The sequence below is a fragment of the Peribacillus folii genome (assembly GCF_030271255.1).
GTDB lineage: Bacteria > Bacillota > Bacilli > Bacillales > DSM-1321 > Peribacillus.
The window spans coordinates 26,991-45,563 of the sequence record NZ_JASJOM010000011.1 but is presented as its reverse complement, the minus strand read 5'-3'; the positions used below and the strand labels follow the sequence as shown (position 1 = coordinate 45,563).

Genomic DNA, 18,573 nt, shown 5'->3' with positions numbered 1-18,573 from the left:
TAAGTTTAGATTTATCTGTTTTCTTTTAGGAGAGAGTTTACGAGAGAGAAGGGGATTATGTTGAAGAAGGTTTCTTTTTTAGTGTTTGCCGTGGTAGCTTCTTTATTGCTCATCTTGACAGGATGCGGGAAGGATAAAGAGGTTGTGACAACTGGTAAAGAAGAAGATGCGAATGGGAAAACGCTAAGGATCGTGACGGACGCCAATTATGCTCCATTTGAATTCCTGGAAGGCAATAAGGTTGTTGGATTCGATATTGATTTCATCAAAGCAGTTGCCAAGGAAGCCGGTTATGAAGCTAAAGTGGAAAGTGTTGGCTGGGATCCGATTTTCGTCGAAATCGAATCGAAAAGGGCGGATGTCGCGGTTTCTGCCATAACAGTGAATGACGAAAGAAAACAAACGTACGATTTCTCGGTCCCTTATTTCCTATCGACAAACAAGATTCTCGTTCCAGAGAAAAGTGATATTAAATCAGGCGATGAGCTGAAAGGGAATAGCATTGCCGTACAGACCGGTACAACCGGACAAGAAGCAGTGGAAAAGCTCCTAGGGAAAAATCATAAAGACATTAAAAAATTCGAAAATAATAACCTGGCAATCCAGGAACTGCTTCAAGGGGGGGCGGCAGCCGTCGTAGCCGATAATACGGTGGTTGAGGAATATGTGAAGAACAACCCTGACCAGAAACTGAAAGTCGTCGAAGATAGCCAAGCCTTCAACGAGGAATTTTATGGCCTTATGTTCCCGAAAGGCAGTGAGTTGAAAGCCGACTTCGATAAAGCCGTGAATGCCATTTACGAAAACGGGAAATATGCTGAAATTTATAAAGAATGGTTTGGCGTTGAACCAGACTTAGAAACGCTAAAAGCACAGCAATAAAAAAATGGAAAGGATTGCGTAACTTTACGTGTGAAGTTACGCAGTTTTTTTGGGCTTTAGGAGGGGAAAGGAATGAGTTTTCGCTGGGATATCATTTTTGAATATGCGCCTTTCTTATTGAAAGGTGCATTGCTTACGATCGGTCTTTCGGTTTCATCCATTCTGATCGGGACCTTTTTGGGCCTGTTGATCGGTTTAGGAAAAATCATGAGAAACAAAGTGCTGGCTGCGCCCTTTTATTTCTATGTCACGGTGTTTCGCGGGACTCCGCTATTGGTTCAAATCTTTTTGATTCATTTTGGGATCGTGCCCTTTTTTACGGGGGAAACGAATGCCGTAGCTGCCGGTGTCATTGCTTTATCTCTAAATGCCGCAGCTTATATTGCGGAAATATTCCGTGCAGGCATTCAATCCATTGATAACGGGCAAATGGAGGGGGCCCGTTCCTTAGGTATGACCCATGCCCAAACGATGATCCATGTTGTCTTGCCACAAGCCTTCAAAAGGATGATACCGCCGCTCGGCAATGAATTCATCGTGTTATTAAAGGATTCTTCCTTATTATGTGTCATTGCAGCTCCAGAGTTAATGTATTGGGGAAAGGCGATGGGGAGCCAGTACTTTAAAGTGTGGGAGCCATATCTGGCATGTGCATTCATCTATTTATTCCTGACCCTCGTCTTAAGCTTCGCATTAAATGGACTTGAAAGAAGGTTGAAAACAGTATGATCAAGATCGAGAATCTTAAGAAATCCTTCGGGGATAATGAAGTATTGAAAAATGTCAATGCAATCGTTTCCCCACAGGAAGTGGTAGTGGTAATCGGGCCTTCTGGATCGGGTAAATCAACCTTTCTCCGATGTATCAATCAACTGGAAACGATAACGGCAGGGCATATATTCATTGAAGGTCTGGATACGACCGACAAGAAGGTCAATATCAATAAAGTCCGGACCGAGGTCGGCATGGTATTTCAGCATTTTAACCTATTTCCACATAAGACGGTTATGGAGAACATCATGCTCGCACCTTTAAAGGTCCGTAAGGTTTCCAAAGAGCAGGCCACGCAAAGAGGGATGAACCTTCTGAAGAAGGTGGGCCTTGCCGAAAAGGCGAATGCCTACCCCGATTCATTATCGGGGGGGCAAAAGCAGCGTGTGGCCATTGCCAGGGCACTGGCAATGGAGCCAAAGATCATGTTATTCGACGAGCCGACCTCTGCTCTTGATCCTGAAATGGTCGGTGAAGTGCTGGAAGTAATGAAGCAGCTGGCAAGGGAAGGAATGACGATGGTGGTCGTGACCCATGAAATGGGATTCGCAAAAGAAGTCGGCGATCGGGTGATCTTTATGGATGAAGGATATATCGTTGAAGAAAACATTCCCAGTGAGATTTTTAATCATCCGCAGCAGGAGCGAACTAAAGCCTTCTTAAGCAAAGTACTTTAGATGCAAGAAAGAAAACCATCCCCTTAAATGGATGGTTTTTTTCGGATAGAGGTGCATCATTTTATCGTTGAAGCGCCTAATAGCGATTCAGGACTTTTACCGAGCACCAGCATACTGATTTTGGCATAGCCAATATTTCTACTTTCCGAGAAGATCTGAACAAGGATATGGAAATCCGGATCATCCTTCACCTTTTTAACTTCCTCTATATATAAATTGGTAACGGAGGGCGTAACGAATTCAGGGGTGTATTCGTTATGGTTTTCATCCATGAGTAATGTGCCCATAAAATGATATTTAAATTGCAGTGCCCGTGTTAAGGCAACGAGATGGAACAATTTATTAAATAATTTGGGGTATGAATATTTAACCTTCCACAGCGCGGCTTCGGTTGCCCGTAGCTCATCGACACTGGATAAAGTGATCATATGTATCTTTACTCCTCTCATGAAGGCCTGGTTTCCATAGCAACGGCCTTTGACTCTTATCAAGTCTACCTCCAGGAGTTTCGCATGTAAAATGGTTAGATGTTATCGTTTCCATAACCTGTATCTATGGTAGTGCTTACATCAAATGGGCTATTTTAAGAATGCATCCCCTTTGGTGAGTGCGTCCTTCGTATATTTCAGCCATTCCTTTGCGGCGTAAGAAAGGTAATGATCCTTGCTCCAAATGAATCCAAGCTTCCAGCTGATAGATGGATTCTTAACCTTGATGGACCTTATACGGTCATCATGGCGGCACAAGCTTTCAGGTAAAAGCGCAATGCCCAGCTTGCAGTAAACCATCTCTTCGATGAAATCCCAGCGTGAGCTTTCCGTGACGATATGCGGAGAAAACCCGGCCTCACTGCAGGAAGATATGATTAAATCCCGCAGGACGTAATCTTTATTGAATAAGATGAATGATTCGTTTTCCAGCTCTGACAGATCGATTTCTTCCCGATTGGCAAATGGATGGGAAGGGTGCACAATCAAATTTATATCTTCTTCCAAAAAGGAAAAATGGTGAAAAAGTTCGATGTTGGTTGGCAGGACGATGACGCCTATGTCTATTTGGTCCTTTTGGACGGATTCTTCAATTTTCTTAGAACCATCCTCGACTAATTGAAAGGTAATATTGGGATATTGCTCATGAAAACGGCTAAGGATCTGGGGGAAGAAAGAAGCATCGATGATTGGAGGCAATCCGATGCGTACATGTCCCGTTTTCAAACCTAATAAATTATCTACCTCCGTTTCGAGATTGCGAAATGCCTTATCAATCAATTTTGCCTGCTCCAAGACAACCTTACCTGCATCGGTCAGGATCAATTGCTTGCGCGAACGATCAAAAAGCTCGACGCCCAGCTCGGTTTCCAGGTTTTTGATCATCTTGCTGATGGCCGGCTGGGTAATGAATAAATGATCGGCTGCCCGAGTGAAATTATTGAAATTGGTTACCTCGATAAAGTATTGTAAGTGTTTAATATCCATTGCTTCACCTGTTATCCTCATTTAAAGTACTTTCATTTTACCTGTAAGCGAAAGGGTTTGTAAAACTTGCTACAAAAAAGCTGGAGTCCAATGGAACCCAGCTTTTTACTAAATATATAGCCTGCCCATTCATTTAACTAACAGGACTGGCACGGGAGATTGTTGAACGATAGAGTGGCTTACACTGCCCAGGAATTCCTTGAATCCGCTTAATCCGCGGCTGCCCATGATGATCAGGTCGCAATGATTTGTTTTCGCATGTTCCAGTAAAGCCGTGATGGCAGATCCCTCGATGACATATGTTTGGGATGCATTCGGGAGTTCCGATAAAAGGGCTTCCGCTTTTTGGACCACTTCATTGCCATGTGTGCGCATCGATTCTTCGATTTGCTGAAAGGCATTGCCGTATATATTGGGCTTGATTGGCAATGTAACAGCGTGAAGCACATGGATTTCAATGGCCGGATCGAGCTTTGCTAACTCTATCGCTTTTTCTAAAGACTTGAAAGCCAATTCAGACTCATCATAAGCTACTAATATTTTTGAACAAAGCATGGTTTAATCCTTCCCTTCTATATCATGAATATACCCCTAGTATAGCAGTTTGAATCTACCAAAAAGATTCATAAAGTATAAATTTTGTGAATATTTGTTGAAGTTAACGTTAACGTCAATGTTAAGATATAGGTAAATAATTCCTTTGTAAGGTGTGGTTTAAACATGTACACCATTTCGGAAATAGCGAAAGAATTCGAATTGACGACAAGGACACTCCGATATTACGAGGAACTAGGCATGCTAAAGCCTAAGCGTTCCGAATCAGGAAAAAGAGTGTATGGAAAGAAAGAATATGCACAACTCAAAATCATCATACGGGGTAAGAAGTATGGGTTTTCGTTAGGAGAAATAAAGGATATTGTCCTATTATTCGATAAGGATAGGACAGGCATCAAGCAATTGGAAAAGACGATCAGCACGGCAGGTCAGAAATTAAATGAAATAAATGAGCGCATCCAAGAGCTGAATGAATTGAAACAGGATTTTGAACAGATGCTCCAGGGCTTCAATAAAAATCTTCTTGAATTGAAGAACGATAACTTGGCAAGCGGGCAAATTAAATCTGGAAATTAGGTTTTGATGGTCAAAAAAGCTGAATATAGTATCTATACGAAACGAATGAGGTGAGGATTTGGATATTGAAAAAACGATAGCAGCAGTGACAGGAGGCGCTTCAGGTCTTGGGGCGGCTGCGGTAAGAAATATCATAAAAAAAGGCGGAAAAGCGATCATACTGGATCTCTCGGAAGCAAACGGGGCTGGATTGGCTCAGGAATTGGGAGATTCAGCCTTATTTGTCAAGACGGATGTAACGAGTGAAGAAAGCGTGAGCAAAGCGTTGGAAAAAGGAGTGGAAAGATTCGGAAGCATCAACACGGTCATCAATTGTGCAGGCATTGCGATTGCGCAGAAGGTCATCGGCAGGAAAGGTATACATGAGTTGGAAGCGTTCACAAATGTAGTGATGATCAATTTGGTCGGTACATTTAATGTGATTCGCCTTGCTGCCCAAAAAATGGCAGGAAACGGACCAAATCAAGATGGAGAGCGCGGTGTCATCATCAATACTGCCTCGGTAGCTGCCTTTGAAGGGCAAATAGGACAAGCGGCCTATAGTGCCTCCAAGGGAGGAGTTGTCGGAATGACCTTGCCGATTGCGAGGGAGCTGGCCACAAAAGGAATCCGTGTTGTATCGATTGCACCGGGATTATTCCATACACCAATGTTTGACTCGTTGCCTGAAGATGCAAGGGTATCACTAGGACAAACCGTGCCATTTCCATCGCGGCTAGGATATCCTGAAGAGTATGCAAAACTTACGGAAAGCATCATAACAAATCCGATGTTGAATGGGGAAACGATCAGGCTGGACGGGGCCATCAGGATGTCGCCTAGGTGAGGGACCGTTGCATCATTAATTTTGAGAAAGTTCCTTCCTTTCATGGGCAGGAGATATGAACAAACTTGCAAAGGAGACTAAGTAGATGAAGCATCCATATGTAAATGAGGAGCATGAGATCTTTCGAAAGTCATTCCGAAAGTTTTTAGAAAAAGAAGCAATTCCAAATTATGAACAGTGGGAAGAAGAACGAATCATTCCACGATCATTTTGGATGAAAATGGGGGAGCAGGGATTTTTATGTCCGGACCTTGGCGTAGAATATGGCGGTTCAGGGGTGGATTGGGGGTTTGCGGTCATAATCAATGAGGAATTGGAAAGGGTGGGTTCCGGTTTCATCGGTTTCGGTCTCCACAGTGATATTACCGTGCCGTATATTACTGCCTACGGAAATGAGTGGCAGAAACAGCGCTGGCTCCCTAAATGTACAACTGGGGAAATCATTACGGCCATCGCCATGACTGAGCCTGGTACAGGTTCAGACTTGGCGAATATTAAAACGACGGCAATATTGGATGGAGATCATTACATTTTGAATGGTCAAAAGACATTCATCACCAATGGGATTCATTCGGATCTTGTCATCGTGGCGTGCAAAACGGATCCTAATGCGACTCCGAAGCATAAAGGCGTAAGCTTGGTCGTGGTTGAAAGGGATACACCGGGCTTTTCGAGGGGGAGGAAGCTGAGGAAGCTTGGATTGCACAGTCAGGATACAGCCGAACTTATTTTTGAGGATTGCCGTGTGCCGAAAGAAAACCTGCTGGGTGAAGAAGGCAAGGGCTTTACATATTTAATGGAAAAATTGCAGCAGGAACGCCTTGTCGTGGCAATTTGTGCGCAAACGGCATCCGAGGATATGCTTGACGAAACGATTGAATATGTGAAAAGCAGGGAAGCATTCGGAAAATCCGTAAGTCAATTTCAAAATACTCAATTTAAGATTGCCGAGATGGCAACTGAAATTAAGATGGGCCGTACTTTCCTCGATCGATTGATCTCCGACCATATGGCGGGTGAACAAGTAGTCACAGAGGTGTCGATGGCGAAATGGCGCTTGACGGAGACTGCGAGAAAAATCTCCATTGAATGCATGCAGCTTCACGGCGGCTATGGATATATGGAGGAATATAAGATAGCCAGAAGGTATCGGGACATTCCGGTGGCGAGCATTTATGCAGGAACGAATGAGATCATGAAGAAAATCATCGCTAAAAATCTTGGTCTTTAATGAAAACAGGATGTGAAGGGGAGAGAACATATGCGCGAAGTGGTTATCGTAGAAGGGATTCGCACTCCAGTCGGCAGGCGTAACGGGGTCTTGAAAGACATTCGCCCGGATGATCTGGCAGGGGAAGTATTGAGTAGGCTGGTGGAAAAGGTCGGTATTGATCCAGCCATTATCGATGATGTCATTTTGGGATGCGTTTCCCAGTCTGGGGAGCAGGCCGGCGATATAGCACGGGTTGCTGCATTGATTGCCGGATATCCGATCGAGGTGCCGGGAACGACGATCGATCGTCAATGCGGCTCAAGTCAACAGGCCGTCCATTTCGCTTCCCAAGCCATCTTGTCGGGGGATATGGATGTAGTCGTGGCGGGCGGGGTCGAAAACATGTCCCGAGTCCCGATGGGATCGAATTACCAAGGGGCGACAACGAGTCAAAAGTATTTAGACAGCTATGAGGTGATCAACCAAGGTATATCTGCGGAGAGGATCGCAAAGAAATGGGGAATTACACGGCAGGAATGCGATCAATTTTCCGTGGAGAGCCATGCCAAAGCGATACGTGCTCAAAAAGAAGGACATTTCGACCGTGAAATGATTTCCGTTATCGGTACCGATAAAGAAGGGAACCAGCTTGAAGTTACGGAAGATCAAGGTCCTAGAAGTGAAACCACCCTGGAAGTACTCTCAGGGCTGAAAGCGGTTTTTGAAGAAAACGGGTTAATCCATGCTGGAAACTCAAGCCAAATCAGTGATGGTGCCGCCGCTTTATTATTGATGGAGCGCAGTAAAGCCATCGAGCTTGGTTTGAAGCCTCGCTTTAAGGTGCATACAAGGGCCGTCGTCGGATCAGACCCAACACTGATGCTGACTGGACCGATTCCCGCTACGCAAAAGGCGTTGGAGAAAGCGGGACTTTCCATTGATGACATCGATATTTTTGAAGTGAATGAGGCTTTTGCTCCTGTACCGATTGCCTGGCTCAAGGAAATCGGCGCAGACCCGAAGAAGCTGAATCCAAATGGAGGGGCAATTGCCTTGGGACATCCTCTTGGCGGCAGCGGTGCACGGATCATGGTATCGATGATACATGAGCTGGAAAGGACAGGCGGACGCTATGGATTGCAAACGATGTGTGAAGGACATGGGATGGCCAACGCCACCATCATTGAAAGATTGGATTAAATGTTAGTCTACTGCAGGGAAGGTAAGCTGAAAATGGGACACAGCCGACCATCGCCAGACGGACGTGAAAGCTCGTTCTATTGAGGGGTGGCTTACTTAATTGAGGAGGAAATGGTATGTCAGTAACGATTAAAAATATTTTTGATAAGACCGTTCAGAAATTTCCCATTAAAGAGGCTATCTACGACGTGAGAAGAAATATCCGCTACACGTATATCCAATGGAATGACCAAGTGAATCGATTGGCCGCTGCCCTGCAGGCGGAAGGCGTCCGAAAAGGGGACAGGGTTTCTACGTTCCTTTACAACAATGAAGAGCTTGCGACTGCCTTCTTTGCCTGTTCAAAAATAGGCGCAATCTTTAATCCGATCAACTTCCGCCTCATGGCGGAGGAGCTTGCCTTCATAGTGAATGACGCAAAACCAAAGGTCGTTTTGTTCGAACGTGAATTGGAAGCGACCGTTGCTGCTATCGAAAAGCGGTTCCCGGAAACGGGTTTCTGGTACATTGACGAAGATGTCCCCGGTTATGCGAAGGGATACCGTCAAAAATTGGCCAGCATTTCCTCTCAGCCCACTGAGGTGGACGTTCATGAGGATGATATTTATGCAATCATGTATACAAGCGGAACGACGGGGCGTCCCAAAGGGGTCATACATCTGCATAAAGATATGGTCAAACAGGCAGCGATATTAGTCGAGGCCCTGAATTATGAACGAACGGATATCGGCTTGATCACTGCACCGATGTTTCATTGTGCCGAATTGCATTGTTGTTTTTTACCTCGCGTCCAGGTTGGGGCCATGAATGTCATCCTCCATCAATTCAAACCAAAAAAAGTGATGGAGCTAGTTGAATCAGAGGGGATAACCAAATTATTCGCTGCGCCCACGATGTGGAACATGCTCATTCAGGAAAACCTGGACGGTTATAAATTCCAGAGCCTGAATCTAGGGCTATATGGGGCGGCACCAATGGCACCATCGCTTGTACGTGCCTGTCAGGAAAAGCTGGGAATCCAGTTCATTCAGGCGTATGGAATGACTGAAATGGGGCCAGCGATCACTCTCCTGCTTGAAGAAGATCAAGTAAGGAAGGCGGGCTCAGCCGGAAAGGCATGTCCGGAGCATGAAATTATCATTGTCCGCCCGAATGATGACGGTCCATCGGAGCCAGGGGATATTCTGGAACCAGGGGATACGGGGGAAATCCTTGTAAAGGGTCCATGCATCATGCAGGGCTATTTCCAAAAGGAAGCAGAAACGGAAAAAGCAATGTATAAAGGCTGGTACCATTCCGGAGATATAGGTTACCTGGATGAAGAAGGATATCTGTGGGTCAAGGATCGAGTGGACGACATGATCATTTCAGGTGGTGAAAATGTATACCCAAGGGAAGTGGAAGACACGCTTCATGCACATCCTCTTGTGTTCGACTGTGCGGTACTTGGTCAACCAAATGAAAAATGGGGGGAAACGGTAACGGCGTTCATTGTAGCCAAAGGGACCGAATTGACGGAACACGATTTAGAAGATTGGTGTAAGAGTAGTGATACGCTAGCTAACTTTAAACGGCCAAGAAGATACATTTTCTGTGAAGAGCTGCCGCGAAATGCAAGTGGAAAGATACAAAAATTCCTGCTTCGTAAACAGCTGGAGGAGATTGTAAATGGCAAAGGTTAAGGTAATATCCATTTTTGAGATTTAAAAGAGAGGAAGCTGGTGAAGCAAGAATGACATTGAATAATAATCGCGGCAATATAGGAAGGAAGTGAAAAAAAGTTATCCACAATAAAAATCCTGTCTGTCCGGCGGGATATCCCCCTTATCCACATAATCCACAGAGTTATCCATAAATAACATTATTTTCATGTTAGTAAGACTAGTTATAATGCCTGCTGTTTATCAGTATTTTCTGAATATATCCACAATACCAACAAAGATGTGGATAAAAGATGTGGATAAGAACAAACAAGGGGCTGTTATACAGCCCCTTGTTTTTATGGATTAACGGCTATCATGAGCTCGGCGATCTGCTGCATTTGCCCGTGCTTGTGCCTCGATGTCTTCCTTGTCAGCCAGTTCGGAAGAGTATTCGACGTCTATACCATCACTTTTCAGGTTTTTAGGAACTTGCGGTAATTTTTGTTTGTTTTTATCCCGATTATGATGTATGCTATTGCGTCCCATAATTTCGCCCCCTAAATAAAAAAATAAGCAGGAGATGAGTTCATCAATTCATCATCTCCTGCTTATTTTGTGTTGATTGATCGATCAACATGTACGGGAAAATACGCCAAACTTAACGGCGCGATCTTTTCTCATTAAAGCCGCCGGCACGATCTGCATTCTTGAATTCCCGTGCATAAAGAATCGCTTGGGTGCTTGTTAAGTTACTTTTTTCTTTTTCGTGTTTTTTGGACATGTAGATCAGCTCCATTTCACCTTGATATCCCTATTTTTTCCTAAAAAGCAGCTTTCATACGTGAGAATCTTTTTTTAAGATAGCTTGTAAAGCTTCTTCAAGGGAAGGAAAGGAGAAGGTGAATCCTCCTTGATCAAGTTTAGCAGGCAGCACTTTTTGTCCTTCAAGCACTAGCATGCTCATTTCACCAAGTGCTGTTTTCAGGATGAATGGAGGTACAGGAAACCAATGGGGACGGTGCATGACTGTCCCTATCGTTTTACCGAATGCATCCATTTGGACGGGGGTAGGAGCCGTGAAATTGACCGGCCCCTCCGTATCCTGATTACTGATGCAAAAGGAGAGTGCCCGGACCACATCTTGTATATGGATCCAGGAAAGCCACTGATTCCCCGTGCCAAGCCTTCCTCCGCCGAAAAGTTTATAGGGGAGGATCATCTTGGGCAATGCGCCACCGTGCTCGCCCAGAATCACACCAAATCTCGTAAGGACGAGCCTATTGCTAAATGCTCGGGATTTAAAAGCTTCCTTTTCCCAAAGCTTGACAGTCCTAGCCAAGAAATCATCACCAATGGATTCAGATGACTCAGTAAAAGTATCCTTGTCGGATATCCCATAATATCCGATTGCACTGGCGTTGATGATGACAGACACCTTACTGGGAAAAGCGGAAAGGATCCTGTTCATTTCCTTGCAGGCATCAATTCTGCTTTCGACAATCCCTCGTTTTCGCTCAGGAGTCCAACGTCCGCCGTTTAAAGATTCACCAGCCAGATTTATGAAAGCATCCAGGCCCGCCAACTGATCCTCGGGCTTTGCGTTTTCGGTCAACCAGCCTATATATTGGAGCTTAGGCTGATTATTGTATTTTTCCGGATGGCGAGTCAATATATATAATTCATGATCTTCTTTAAGTAATTCATCAATAAGGGCAGTGCCGACAAAACCGCTTCCACCAGCAATGGCAATTTTCACGAAAATCACTTCCTTTCCCTGTCTTCCCTTCACTTTACCATGCCGATATACTTTTTTCATTTTTAGACCTGCTTTTATAGAAATGGTGTAGATAAAGGGGTAAAGTAGGGAGGGGGTGAGTTTTATGCCAAACATAACAAAAATAACAACCCAAAAAAAACGTAAAGATCGCTATAACATATTTGTCGATGAAAAATATGCCTTCAGCGTGGACGAAGAAGTGTTAATGAAATTCCAATTGAAAAAAGGTACGGCACTCGATGACCTCCTGTTAGCTGAAATACAATTCCATGATGAAATCCAAAAAGCTTTTACAGATGCCATTCATTATTTATCATACAGAATGAGATCGGAATCGGAAATTCGCCTTTATTTGAAAAAGAAGGAGACGGAAGAGCCGATTATAAAGGAAGCGATATTTAAGCTGTATAGCTTTAACTATTTGGACGACCTTGAATTTGCTAAGGCTTATGTGCGAACACATGTGAATGGCGGAAGTAAAGGCCCCGCCACCTTAAAGCTTGAGCTGAAGGAGAAAGGTATACAAGAAAAATTGGTTTTCGAGGCACTGAAGGAATATCCCGTTGATCTTCAAATAGAGCATGCAAGAAACCTTGCCGAAAAATCCATTAAAAAGGAAAAAAACATTTCGGAACGGGCATTAAGGCAAAAGGTTGAACAGACCTTATTAAGAAAGGGTTTTCCGAGGGATGTCTTCCTTGAAGCACTGGAAGATGTGACGGTGGAAAAGGATGAAGGTGAACAGTGGGATTCGCTATGCCATCATGCGCAAAAATTGGAGCGCCGGTATAATAACCTTGAAAGCTTCGAACATGGTCAGAAAATGAAGCAGGCATTATACCGAAAAGGTTTTCCGATGGAACTGATAGAACGATACCTTTCCAAATCCGATCGGGAGTAAGTACAGCATTAGCCAAAACAAGAAATTTTGTTTAATATAGAGGTAAATTATTATTTCATTAAGGAGCACTATATATGAGTGAAGTAAGATACAGCAAGCTGTCGGCCTATGAGCTTCAGCAGGAAATCGCAGCATTGACTGAAAAGGCAAGAAAGGCTGAGCAATTGGGAATGGTGAATGAATATTCTGTATTGGAACGTAAAGTGACGATGGCCAAGGCTTATTTGCTGAACCCGGATGATTTCAAAAAAGGTGAAATATATCAGATTGATGGCGATCCAGGTGTTTACTTCAAAATTGACTATATGAATGGGGTATTTGCCTGGGGTTACCGACTAAGCGGTTCTGGTAAGGAAGAAGCACTTCCGATTTCGATGCTGAAATGAAAGGAACCGGAAGTGTCTCCCGATTCCTTTTGAAATCACCTTAATTAGATCGCTCGTTAGAAGCTTTCATCCGTTCTTGAGGGTGTGTATTGATGCTTCCGTCTGCACGCTTTGATGCATATCTTGCTTGTGCGCGGGGCTCGCCTTGAAATTTATTATTGTTTTGATTGGGGAATCCTTTTTGTTTATTTCGCAAGTTGTTCTCCTCCAAGCATCAGTTTAAAGAAAGAAGCGTTTCCGCTTATCACTAGTATGGGTAAAAGACCATATAGTCGATTCTGTAAAAATATTGGCAATGAGGTGTTTCTATTGAATGATTACCATGAAAGATTGACCAAGATCCTGCTTGAGAAAAATGACCACATCACGTATGAGCAAGCTTTGACTTGGGTGGAATTATTATGGGAGGATTTCGAAGCGACCTATGCAAAAGCTGGACATGAATATGCCGGGGAAGAAATGACGTCACGCGTCGTGAGAACCTGGATCGACAATTACGGTGGTCAATTCCACGAATTCATTGCAAAAAATCCTAAATATCAACATTTATTAAATCAGCAGAATCGCCTGCATTAAAAAAGCTGATTCCAGGAGTTCGATTCCTGGAATCAGCCTTTTTTCACTGTGCAGCAGCTATAAAATGATATTCAATTTTTTCTGCAGCTTCGCTTCGCTAAAAATCCAGCCGGTATATGAATTCAGGATATTCAAATCGCTGTCTAGATGGACGACAGCCACAAATGGATAATATCCATTGCTCCGGTATCTTAAATCAATGAAACGGACTTCATAATATTCCTTAATCTGTTCGATTTCAAAACGGTAAACCGGTGAAAAGGACAGAAAAGCTGAAAGGTTGATGTCCTTTTTGGCTGCCTCAAGAATTTCACTTTCGGGCAATGGCACCCGATCAAACGTATCCAGAATGGTCACATACCCATTGTCGGCCCGTGCCACATAGTAATTCTTTTCGGTGATCACAGCAATCTTCCAGCGGTGAAAACGCATCGTCGGTGATAAAAGGATTTTTCTAGCTCCGGGGATTTGCTGCTTAACCGCCCTTTTAATAAAAGCCTGTTCCCTGAACCGAGAGATATAATAAATGATGAGTATCCCGTAAATCACAAGGAATAGATAGCCTGGAGGGAATCCGAAGCCCCACAGGATCAATCCTGCAACATGGATGCCAAAAATGAATGGATCAAATGTGTTGATGACCCCTAAAGCTACCCATTTTGATGAAATTGGCCTAAGGGCCTGTGTTCCGTATGCATTGAAAATATCCACGAATACATGAAGGAAAACGGCTAAAAAGGTCCAAAGCCAAAGATGAAGGTAATTTGCTTCAGGTATAATGGCGTAAAGCCCACCGCTGATGATTAAGGGCCAAAGTAAAACAGCGGGAATGGAATGCGTGATTCCACGATGATTGCGTATATATACAGCGTTATTCCTTAATTTTAGAACGGTGTCGATATCTGGTGCTTGCGAGCCCAGTACGGTACCGGCTATGACTGCACTTGCAGTGACGGGGTCCTGCGCAATGGCAGGATCTAATGTGGCAAGACCTCCAAGAGCAATTCCCATGACAAAGTGAGTACCTGTATCCAAAAATTTAACCTCCCTGCCACAATTTGAAAAAAATGGTCTTCTTTCATCATACCGTATTTATATATTAACCATCAAATGAATATAATTTTGACTTATTTTTATGAGCCATTACAATTAAATGGATATGAACATGATAATAAAAAAAGAATGCCTACTATAGGTATTCCCAATTTTGACTAGAGTGTAACATCTTTGGAGGAACTACTGTGAAAGAAATAATGATCCCGACAATAGAAAAAATCAACATCAAAGGTTTTCAACAAGATTTAGTTTCCTGGTTCCAACAAGAACAGCGGGAATTGCCATGGAGGAAAAACAAGGATCCATACCGTGTTTGGGTGTCGGAAATCATGCTTCAGCAAACGCGGGTCGATACGGTTATTCCTTATTTCAACCGGTTCATGGAATGGTTCCCGACACTTGAGGACTTTGCAGATGCCGATGAAGAAAAAATCCTGAAGGCATGGGAAGGGCTCGGCTATTACTCACGTGTCAGGAATCTTCAAAGTGCCGTTCAGGAAGTGCGGGCTTCCTATAATGGGATCGTCCCGGATGATCCAGTGGAAATTTCCAAACTGAAGGGCGTAGGCCCGTATACGGCAGGTGCTATCCTAAGCATTGCCTATGGCAAACCGGAACCGGCAGTCGATGGAAACGTCATGCGTGTATTATCCCGTATCCTAATGATATATGAGGACATTGCAAAGCCAAAGACGAGAAAAACCTTTGAAGCGGCCGTCAGGAAGCTAATTGATCATGATCATACATCTGCTTTCAATCAAGCCTTGATGGAGCTGGGGGCATTGATCTGCACGCCTGGGAAACCAGCATGTCTGCTCTGTCCCGTTCAAGGCCATTGTCTCGCATTTGAAGCAGGTGTCCAAACCGAGCTGCCGATAAAAATCCAAAAGAAAAAAACGAGGGATGTTCCGATCGTCGCAGCAGTCTTGACGAATGAAAAAGGTGAGTTTCTCATACACAAGCGAGAATCATCCGGGTTACTGGCAAATCTCTGGGAATATCCCAACTTCGAGAACCATGCACCCCTTCAGCCAAAGCGGGATTTTTACGAGAACCGCTTTCAAGAAATGTATGGGGCAAAACCGGAAATCACGGAACCGCTTGTCCGAATAGAGCATATTTTTTCACATCTCGTTTGGAAAGTGGATACGTATATCGGAATAGTCAAGGAAACGATCGGTCAAGATACTTTGCGGGAACATCAGCTCAAGTGGGTGAGTGAGGACGAGATGGCGGAGTTTGCCTTTCCGGTCTCCCATCAAAAGATGATGAAGGCTTATAAAGAGCATACCAAATGAAGCGTTTGACCAGAGGGGACCGCTTAGCGGAAAGAAGAGGATATCGGCAAAGATATCCTCTTCTTCCTTTCAATCGTAAATCGTCTGCGTTCCATGAGTATAATCGGCTTCCTGTCTAGTAAGGCCGCCCCTATTTTCAATTTCTTTGACGATTTCGCTATGGATGCTCTGTCCTTCTTGGTTCAAATAAGGTACCATTTGTTGTAGGGAATGATGAAAGTAGGCAAGCTCGCTATTTTCCCATTCCGATTTTTTCATCATCGACAATTCTGTCATATCACGTCCAACATACATAACAGTAACACTCCTTTTAAAAATGATTTTATAATTCGGTGTTTACTCAGAAAGGAAGAATAAACGAATGGAACAAAAAGTGGCGCTCGTAACAGGAAGCAGTAAAGGCTTAGGAAGAAGCACGGCAATAAAACTCGCAGAGGAAGGTTACGACCTCGTAATTAATTATGCCCGAAGCAAGTCGAAAGCATTAGAAGTGGCAGCAGAAATCGAAGCATTAGGGCGTAAAGCTCTTGTGGTGAAGGCGAATGTAGGCGACGTGGCAAAGGTGAAAAGCATGTTCGAGGAAATCGATGCATATTATGGTCGCTTGGATATCTTCATCAATAATGCAGCGTCAGGAGTGCAGCGCCCATTGATGGAGCTTGAAGAAACACATTGGAATTGGACGATGGACATCAATACGAAGGCCTTGCTTTTTTGTGCCCAGGAAGCGGCAAAATTGATGGAAAAAAACGGAGGCGGAAAAATCGTCAGCATCAGTTCGCTTGGCTCGATCCGCTATTTGAAAAACTATACCGCTGTAGGGGTTTCAAAAGCCGCGCTTGAAGCATTGACGAGATATTTAGCGGTTGAACTGGCGGCGAAGAACATTTGTGTCAATGCCGTTTCTGGCGGTGTAATCGATACGGATGCCCTGAAATCCTTCCCGAATCGGGATGAAATGCTAGCAGAGGCGGCAGAACAAACTCCTGCAGGAAGAATGGTAGAGGTGGAGGATATGGTGAGCACGATCCTGTTTTTAATTTCCGATGGAGCGAGCATGATCCGTGGTCAAACCGTCATCGTTGATGGAGGCATTTCTTTGCTCGTGTAAGGAAGCTGGAAAAATTTAGCCGGATAACACACGGTCATGATGGTTATCTTATTATCGTGGAGGTGATATCAATGGCTAAAAACAAAACGCAATCAGGTACTGACATCCAACATGTAAAGAATAAAAACGGACAAGCTCAACAAGGTCAAGGTCAATACGGTACTGAATTCGCTTCTGAAACAAACGTTCAAGAAGTGAAAAAACAAAACCAAGCTTCTCAACAAGGCCAAGGCCAATACGGCACTGAGTTTGCTTCTGAAACAAACGTCCAAGAAGTGAAAAAACAAAACGCAAAATCTCAAAGCAATAAAAGCCAAGGCTAATTGCTGTTACAACAAAGAAAGGCATCCTTCTTATGAAGGGTGCTTTTTTTTGTTTTGCTCCTTTTGATTCGACAAATGTTTCTTTGTGTTTACATTTTATGTCAAAGGAGATGCTAGGTTGAAAATCGAATATACATACTATAGAAAAAAACAGATTAGGAAGGTGCATTCATGGAGGAATTTAACCGGCTAATAAATAACCAGTTGAAAACGATGGATAAGCTTTTACTATTACAATCCGAAATCGAGAAATGCCAGGATATAGAGAAGCAGCTCCTAGCCTTGCAAGAAGAAAGTGAAGCCATCACCATCCAGGAAGAAATTCAACTCAAGAAGCAGGAATTGAGAGGTATCCATGACCGGTTCGAGAGTCAAACGGAAGAAGTCATTCGTTATTTTCAGCAGCAACAGGCGGCTATACGATAAATCATTGGCTAATTTCTTGGTGATAATGGGTGGATGGTCAGATTTTTTTGACTTTTTTACACATTTCCATCGGGAGATTAGCCACTTTTGTTTTAAATTTACGAATAAATCGCTATAATATAGGAATATAGGGTAAATGGAAAAAAGTATATATTTTAAATTACACGGCAATTGAAACGGAATAGGGCACAGTACGCTGATTGGGTGTCTATAGAAAGTAGGGAGAGATATATGGGGATTGTTCCTGCCGAAGGAGGAAAAATCCAAATCCATAGCTATAAACATAATGGACATATCCATCGTATCTGGGAGGAAACAACCGTTTTAAAGGGTACCCAAAATCTGATGATTGCGGCGAATGACCGTACTATGGTGACGGAATCGGATGGTAGGACCTGGATTACGCGTGAGCCGGCGATTTGCTATTTTCATTCAAAGTATTGGTTTAATGTTATCGGTATGTTGAGGGAGGACGGGGTTTATTATTATTGCAATATCAGTTCACCGTTCACCTACGATGCGGGAGCATTGAAGTACATTGATTATGACCTGGACATTAAGGTATTCCCAGATATGACGTTTAATTTGCTGGATGAGGATGAATATGAAAGGCATCGAAAAGAAATGAATTATCCTGATGCCATCGATTCAATATTAAAACAGAACGTAGACTATTTAATTTATATGATTCGCCAGCGAAAGGGACCGTTTTCCGCAGAGTTCATTGATAGTTGGTATGAACGCTTCTTGACCTATCGGTGATAGTTAAGGCCTGCTGCTTAATGAGCAGGCTTTTTCCAGTGTGTAAGGGTATATGTCGTTTCCAAGGGCACTTTTTGATGGAATGGATTGAAATCGGTTTGATAGTTCACCTTCAAAAAGGAAAATATAAGCCATGAGC

Annotated in this window: 25 protein-coding genes; 16 read left to right on the top strand and 9 right to left on the bottom strand. The window is 43.5% G+C overall.

What is annotated here, in order from left to right; all coding sequences use genetic code 11:
• Nucleotides 1–60: 60 nt before the first annotated feature.
• From QNI08_RS17780 to QNI08_RS17770, 3 genes are all read left to right on the top strand, one after another.
• Complete coding sequence (locus tag QNI08_RS17780) at nucleotides 61–882, top strand: basic amino acid ABC transporter substrate-binding protein (protein ID WP_285768844.1); 822 nt, start codon at nucleotides 61–63, stop codon at nucleotides 880–882.
• Nucleotides 883–954: 72 nt separating this feature from the next.
• Nucleotides 955–1,611, top strand: coding sequence for an amino acid ABC transporter permease (locus QNI08_RS17775; RefSeq protein ID WP_285768737.1), 657 nt, complete (start codon nucleotides 955–957; stop codon nucleotides 1,609–1,611).
• Nucleotides 1,608–2,330 (top strand): amino acid ABC transporter ATP-binding protein, encoded by a 723-nt coding sequence (locus QNI08_RS17770; RefSeq protein ID WP_285768736.1) that lies wholly within the window; start codon nucleotides 1,608–1,610, stop codon nucleotides 2,328–2,330. Before QNI08_RS17775 ends, QNI08_RS17770 begins: the two co-directional genes overlap by 4 nt.
• Nucleotides 2,331–2,386: 56 nt before the next feature.
• On the opposite strand, the gene QNI08_RS17765 is transcribed toward QNI08_RS17770, so the two are convergent.
• The 3 genes from QNI08_RS17765 to QNI08_RS17755 all read right to left on the bottom strand — a co-directional run bounded on the left by QNI08_RS17765 (nucleotide 2,387) and on the right by QNI08_RS17755 (nucleotide 4,360).
• Nucleotides 2,387–2,758 (bottom strand): hypothetical protein, encoded by a 372-nt coding sequence (locus QNI08_RS17765; RefSeq protein ID WP_285768735.1) that lies wholly within the window; start codon nucleotides 2,756–2,758, stop codon nucleotides 2,387–2,389.
• A 150-nt stretch (nucleotides 2,759–2,908) separates the two neighbouring features.
• Nucleotides 2,909–3,805 (bottom strand): cidABC operon transcriptional activator CidR, encoded by an 897-nt coding sequence (gene cidR / locus QNI08_RS17760; protein ID WP_285768734.1) that lies wholly within the window; start codon nucleotides 3,803–3,805, stop codon nucleotides 2,909–2,911.
• Nucleotides 3,806–3,934: 129 nt separating this feature from the next.
• Nucleotides 3,935–4,360, bottom strand: coding sequence for a universal stress protein (locus QNI08_RS17755; protein ID WP_285768733.1), 426 nt, complete (start codon nucleotides 4,358–4,360; stop codon nucleotides 3,935–3,937).
• Nucleotides 4,361–4,525: 165 nt separating this feature from the next.
• Between QNI08_RS17755 and QNI08_RS17750 the strand changes: the two genes are divergently transcribed.
• From QNI08_RS17750 to QNI08_RS17730, 5 genes are all read left to right on the top strand, one after another.
• Nucleotides 4,526–4,936, top strand: a complete 411-nt coding sequence (locus QNI08_RS17750) for a MerR family transcriptional regulator (RefSeq protein ID WP_285768732.1) — start codon at nucleotides 4,526–4,528, stop codon at nucleotides 4,934–4,936.
• Nucleotides 4,937–4,994: 58 nt separating this feature from the next.
• A complete protein-coding gene (locus QNI08_RS17745) occupies nucleotides 4,995–5,762 on the top strand; it encodes an SDR family NAD(P)-dependent oxidoreductase (RefSeq protein WP_285768731.1) in 768 nt (255 codons plus the stop codon).
• Nucleotides 5,763–5,847: 85 nt separating this feature from the next.
• A complete protein-coding gene (locus tag QNI08_RS17740) occupies nucleotides 5,848–6,993 on the top strand; it encodes an acyl-CoA dehydrogenase family protein (protein ID WP_285768730.1) in 1,146 nt (381 codons plus the stop codon).
• Between the two features lie 30 nt (nucleotides 6,994–7,023).
• A complete protein-coding gene (locus QNI08_RS17735) occupies nucleotides 7,024–8,175 on the top strand; it encodes a thiolase family protein (protein WP_285768729.1) in 1,152 nt (383 codons plus the stop codon).
• A gap of 116 nt (nucleotides 8,176–8,291) precedes the next feature.
• The gene (locus QNI08_RS17730) at nucleotides 8,292–9,857 is read left to right on the top strand and encodes a fatty acid--CoA ligase (protein WP_285768728.1); all 1,566 of its coding nucleotides are present in this window, start codon (nucleotides 8,292–8,294) and stop codon (nucleotides 9,855–9,857) included.
• A 324-nt stretch (nucleotides 9,858–10,181) separates the two neighbouring features.
• Here QNI08_RS17730 and QNI08_RS17725 read toward each other — a convergent pair whose 3' ends face one another.
• The 3 genes from QNI08_RS17725 to QNI08_RS17715 form a co-directional block, all read right to left on the bottom strand.
• Nucleotides 10,182–10,364, bottom strand: coding sequence for a YfhD family protein (locus QNI08_RS17725; RefSeq protein WP_285768727.1), 183 nt, complete (start codon nucleotides 10,362–10,364; stop codon nucleotides 10,182–10,184).
• Between the two features lie 112 nt (nucleotides 10,365–10,476).
• The gene (locus tag QNI08_RS17720; protein ID WP_100533519.1) at nucleotides 10,477–10,599 is read right to left on the bottom strand and encodes a YfhE family protein; all 123 of its coding nucleotides are present in this window, start codon (nucleotides 10,597–10,599) and stop codon (nucleotides 10,477–10,479) included.
• A 54-nt stretch (nucleotides 10,600–10,653) separates the two neighbouring features.
• Nucleotides 10,654–11,574, bottom strand: coding sequence for a TIGR01777 family oxidoreductase (locus tag QNI08_RS17715; protein ID WP_285768843.1), 921 nt, complete (start codon nucleotides 11,572–11,574; stop codon nucleotides 10,654–10,656).
• Between the two features lie 124 nt (nucleotides 11,575–11,698).
• Here QNI08_RS17715 and recX point away from each other — a divergent pair, with 124 nt between their 5' ends.
• Both recX and QNI08_RS17705 read left to right on the top strand, forming a co-directional pair.
• Nucleotides 11,699–12,496: a recombination regulator RecX gene (gene recX, locus QNI08_RS17710; protein ID WP_285768726.1), complete on the top strand. Its 798-nt coding sequence runs from the start codon at nucleotides 11,699–11,701 to the stop codon at nucleotides 12,494–12,496.
• 74 nt (nucleotides 12,497–12,570) lie between these two features.
• Nucleotides 12,571–12,882, top strand: coding sequence for a YfhH family protein (locus tag QNI08_RS17705; RefSeq protein ID WP_285768725.1), 312 nt, complete (start codon nucleotides 12,571–12,573; stop codon nucleotides 12,880–12,882).
• A gap of 40 nt (nucleotides 12,883–12,922) precedes the next feature.
• Here the strand turns inward: QNI08_RS17705 and QNI08_RS17700 are convergent, their stop codons facing one another.
• Entirely contained in the window at nucleotides 12,923–13,078 is a 156-nt protein-coding gene (locus QNI08_RS17700) for a small, acid-soluble spore protein K (protein WP_285768724.1), read from the bottom strand.
• A 113-nt stretch (nucleotides 13,079–13,191) separates the two neighbouring features.
• Between QNI08_RS17700 and QNI08_RS17695 the strand changes: the two genes are divergently transcribed.
• Nucleotides 13,192–13,458 (top strand): YfhJ family protein, encoded by a 267-nt coding sequence (locus QNI08_RS17695; protein WP_285768723.1) that lies wholly within the window; start codon nucleotides 13,192–13,194, stop codon nucleotides 13,456–13,458.
• Nucleotides 13,459–13,515: 57 nt separating this feature from the next.
• Here QNI08_RS17695 and QNI08_RS17690 read toward each other — a convergent pair whose 3' ends face one another.
• Nucleotides 13,516–14,493, bottom strand: a complete 978-nt coding sequence (locus tag QNI08_RS17690) for a metal-dependent hydrolase (protein WP_285768722.1) — start codon at nucleotides 14,491–14,493, stop codon at nucleotides 13,516–13,518.
• 206 nt (nucleotides 14,494–14,699) lie between these two features.
• Here QNI08_RS17690 and mutY point away from each other — a divergent pair, with 206 nt between their 5' ends.
• A complete protein-coding gene (gene mutY / locus QNI08_RS17685; RefSeq protein WP_285768721.1) occupies nucleotides 14,700–15,812 on the top strand; it encodes an A/G-specific adenine glycosylase in 1,113 nt (370 codons plus the stop codon).
• Between the two features lie 69 nt (nucleotides 15,813–15,881).
• On the opposite strand, the gene QNI08_RS17680 is transcribed toward mutY, so the two are convergent.
• Nucleotides 15,882–16,106 carry a hypothetical protein gene (locus QNI08_RS17680; RefSeq protein ID WP_285768720.1) on the bottom strand — a complete coding sequence of 75 codons (225 nt, stop codon included), beginning with the start codon at nucleotides 16,104–16,106 and terminating at the stop codon, nucleotides 15,882–15,884.
• 67 nt (nucleotides 16,107–16,173) lie between these two features.
• On the opposite strand from QNI08_RS17680, the gene fabL reads away from it, so the two are divergent.
• The 4 genes from fabL (at nucleotide 16,174) to ntdP (ending at nucleotide 18,434) form a co-directional block, all read left to right on the top strand.
• Nucleotides 16,174–16,923, top strand: a complete 750-nt coding sequence (gene fabL / locus QNI08_RS17675) for an enoyl-[acyl-carrier-protein] reductase FabL (protein WP_285768719.1) — start codon at nucleotides 16,174–16,176, stop codon at nucleotides 16,921–16,923.
• Nucleotides 16,924–16,994: 71 nt separating this feature from the next.
• A complete protein-coding gene (locus QNI08_RS17670) occupies nucleotides 16,995–17,246 on the top strand; it encodes a gamma-type small acid-soluble spore protein (RefSeq protein WP_061142489.1) in 252 nt (83 codons plus the stop codon).
• Nucleotides 17,247–17,417: 171 nt separating this feature from the next.
• A complete protein-coding gene (locus QNI08_RS17665; protein WP_285768718.1) occupies nucleotides 17,418–17,672 on the top strand; it encodes a YgaB family protein in 255 nt (84 codons plus the stop codon).
• Nucleotides 17,673–17,903: 231 nt separating this feature from the next.
• A complete protein-coding gene (gene ntdP / locus QNI08_RS17660; protein WP_285768717.1) occupies nucleotides 17,904–18,434 on the top strand; it encodes a nucleoside tri-diphosphate phosphatase in 531 nt (176 codons plus the stop codon).
• The last annotated feature ends 139 nt before the right edge of the window (nucleotides 18,435–18,573 follow it).

Bases quoted from the DNA above. Each gene is read 5' to 3' on its own strand.
- QNI08_RS17775 (WP_285768737.1), top strand. From the start codon at position 955: ATGAGTTTTCGCTGGGATATCATTTTTGAATATGCGCCTTTCTTATTG.
- QNI08_RS17770 (WP_285768736.1), top strand. From the start codon at position 1,608: ATGATCAAGATCGAGAATCTTAAGAAATCCTTCGGGGATAATGAAGTA.
- QNI08_RS17765 (WP_285768735.1), bottom strand. From the start codon at position 2,758: ATGATCACTTTATCCAGTGTCGATGAGCTACGGGCAACCGAAGCCGCG.
- cidR (WP_285768734.1), bottom strand. From the start codon at position 3,805: ATGGATATTAAACACTTACAATACTTTATCGAGGTAACCAATTTCAAT.
- QNI08_RS17755 (WP_285768733.1), bottom strand. From the start codon at position 4,360: ATGCTTTGTTCAAAAATATTAGTAGCTTATGATGAGTCTGAATTGGCT.
- QNI08_RS17750 (WP_285768732.1), top strand. From the start codon at position 4,526: ATGTACACCATTTCGGAAATAGCGAAAGAATTCGAATTGACGACAAGG.
- QNI08_RS17740 (WP_285768730.1), top strand. From the start codon at position 5,848: ATGAAGCATCCATATGTAAATGAGGAGCATGAGATCTTTCGAAAGTCA.
- QNI08_RS17735 (WP_285768729.1), top strand. From the start codon at position 7,024: ATGCGCGAAGTGGTTATCGTAGAAGGGATTCGCACTCCAGTCGGCAGG.
- QNI08_RS17730 (WP_285768728.1), top strand. From the start codon at position 8,292: ATGTCAGTAACGATTAAAAATATTTTTGATAAGACCGTTCAGAAATTT.
- QNI08_RS17725 (WP_285768727.1), bottom strand. From the start codon at position 10,364: ATGGGACGCAATAGCATACATCATAATCGGGATAAAAACAAACAAAAA.
- QNI08_RS17720 (WP_100533519.1), bottom strand. From the start codon at position 10,599: ATGTCCAAAAAACACGAAAAAGAAAAAAGTAACTTAACAAGCACCCAA.
- recX (WP_285768726.1), top strand. From the start codon at position 11,699: ATGCCAAACATAACAAAAATAACAACCCAAAAAAAACGTAAAGATCGC.
- QNI08_RS17705 (WP_285768725.1), top strand. From the start codon at position 12,571: ATGAGTGAAGTAAGATACAGCAAGCTGTCGGCCTATGAGCTTCAGCAG.
- QNI08_RS17680 (WP_285768720.1), bottom strand. From the start codon at position 16,106: ATGTATGTTGGACGTGATATGACAGAATTGTCGATGATGAAAAAATCG.
- fabL (WP_285768719.1), top strand. From the start codon at position 16,174: ATGGAACAAAAAGTGGCGCTCGTAACAGGAAGCAGTAAAGGCTTAGGA.
- QNI08_RS17670 (WP_061142489.1), top strand. From the start codon at position 16,995: ATGGCTAAAAACAAAACGCAATCAGGTACTGACATCCAACATGTAAAG.
- QNI08_RS17665 (WP_285768718.1), top strand. From the start codon at position 17,418: ATGGAGGAATTTAACCGGCTAATAAATAACCAGTTGAAAACGATGGAT.
- ntdP (WP_285768717.1), top strand. From the start codon at position 17,904: ATGGGGATTGTTCCTGCCGAAGGAGGAAAAATCCAAATCCATAGCTAT.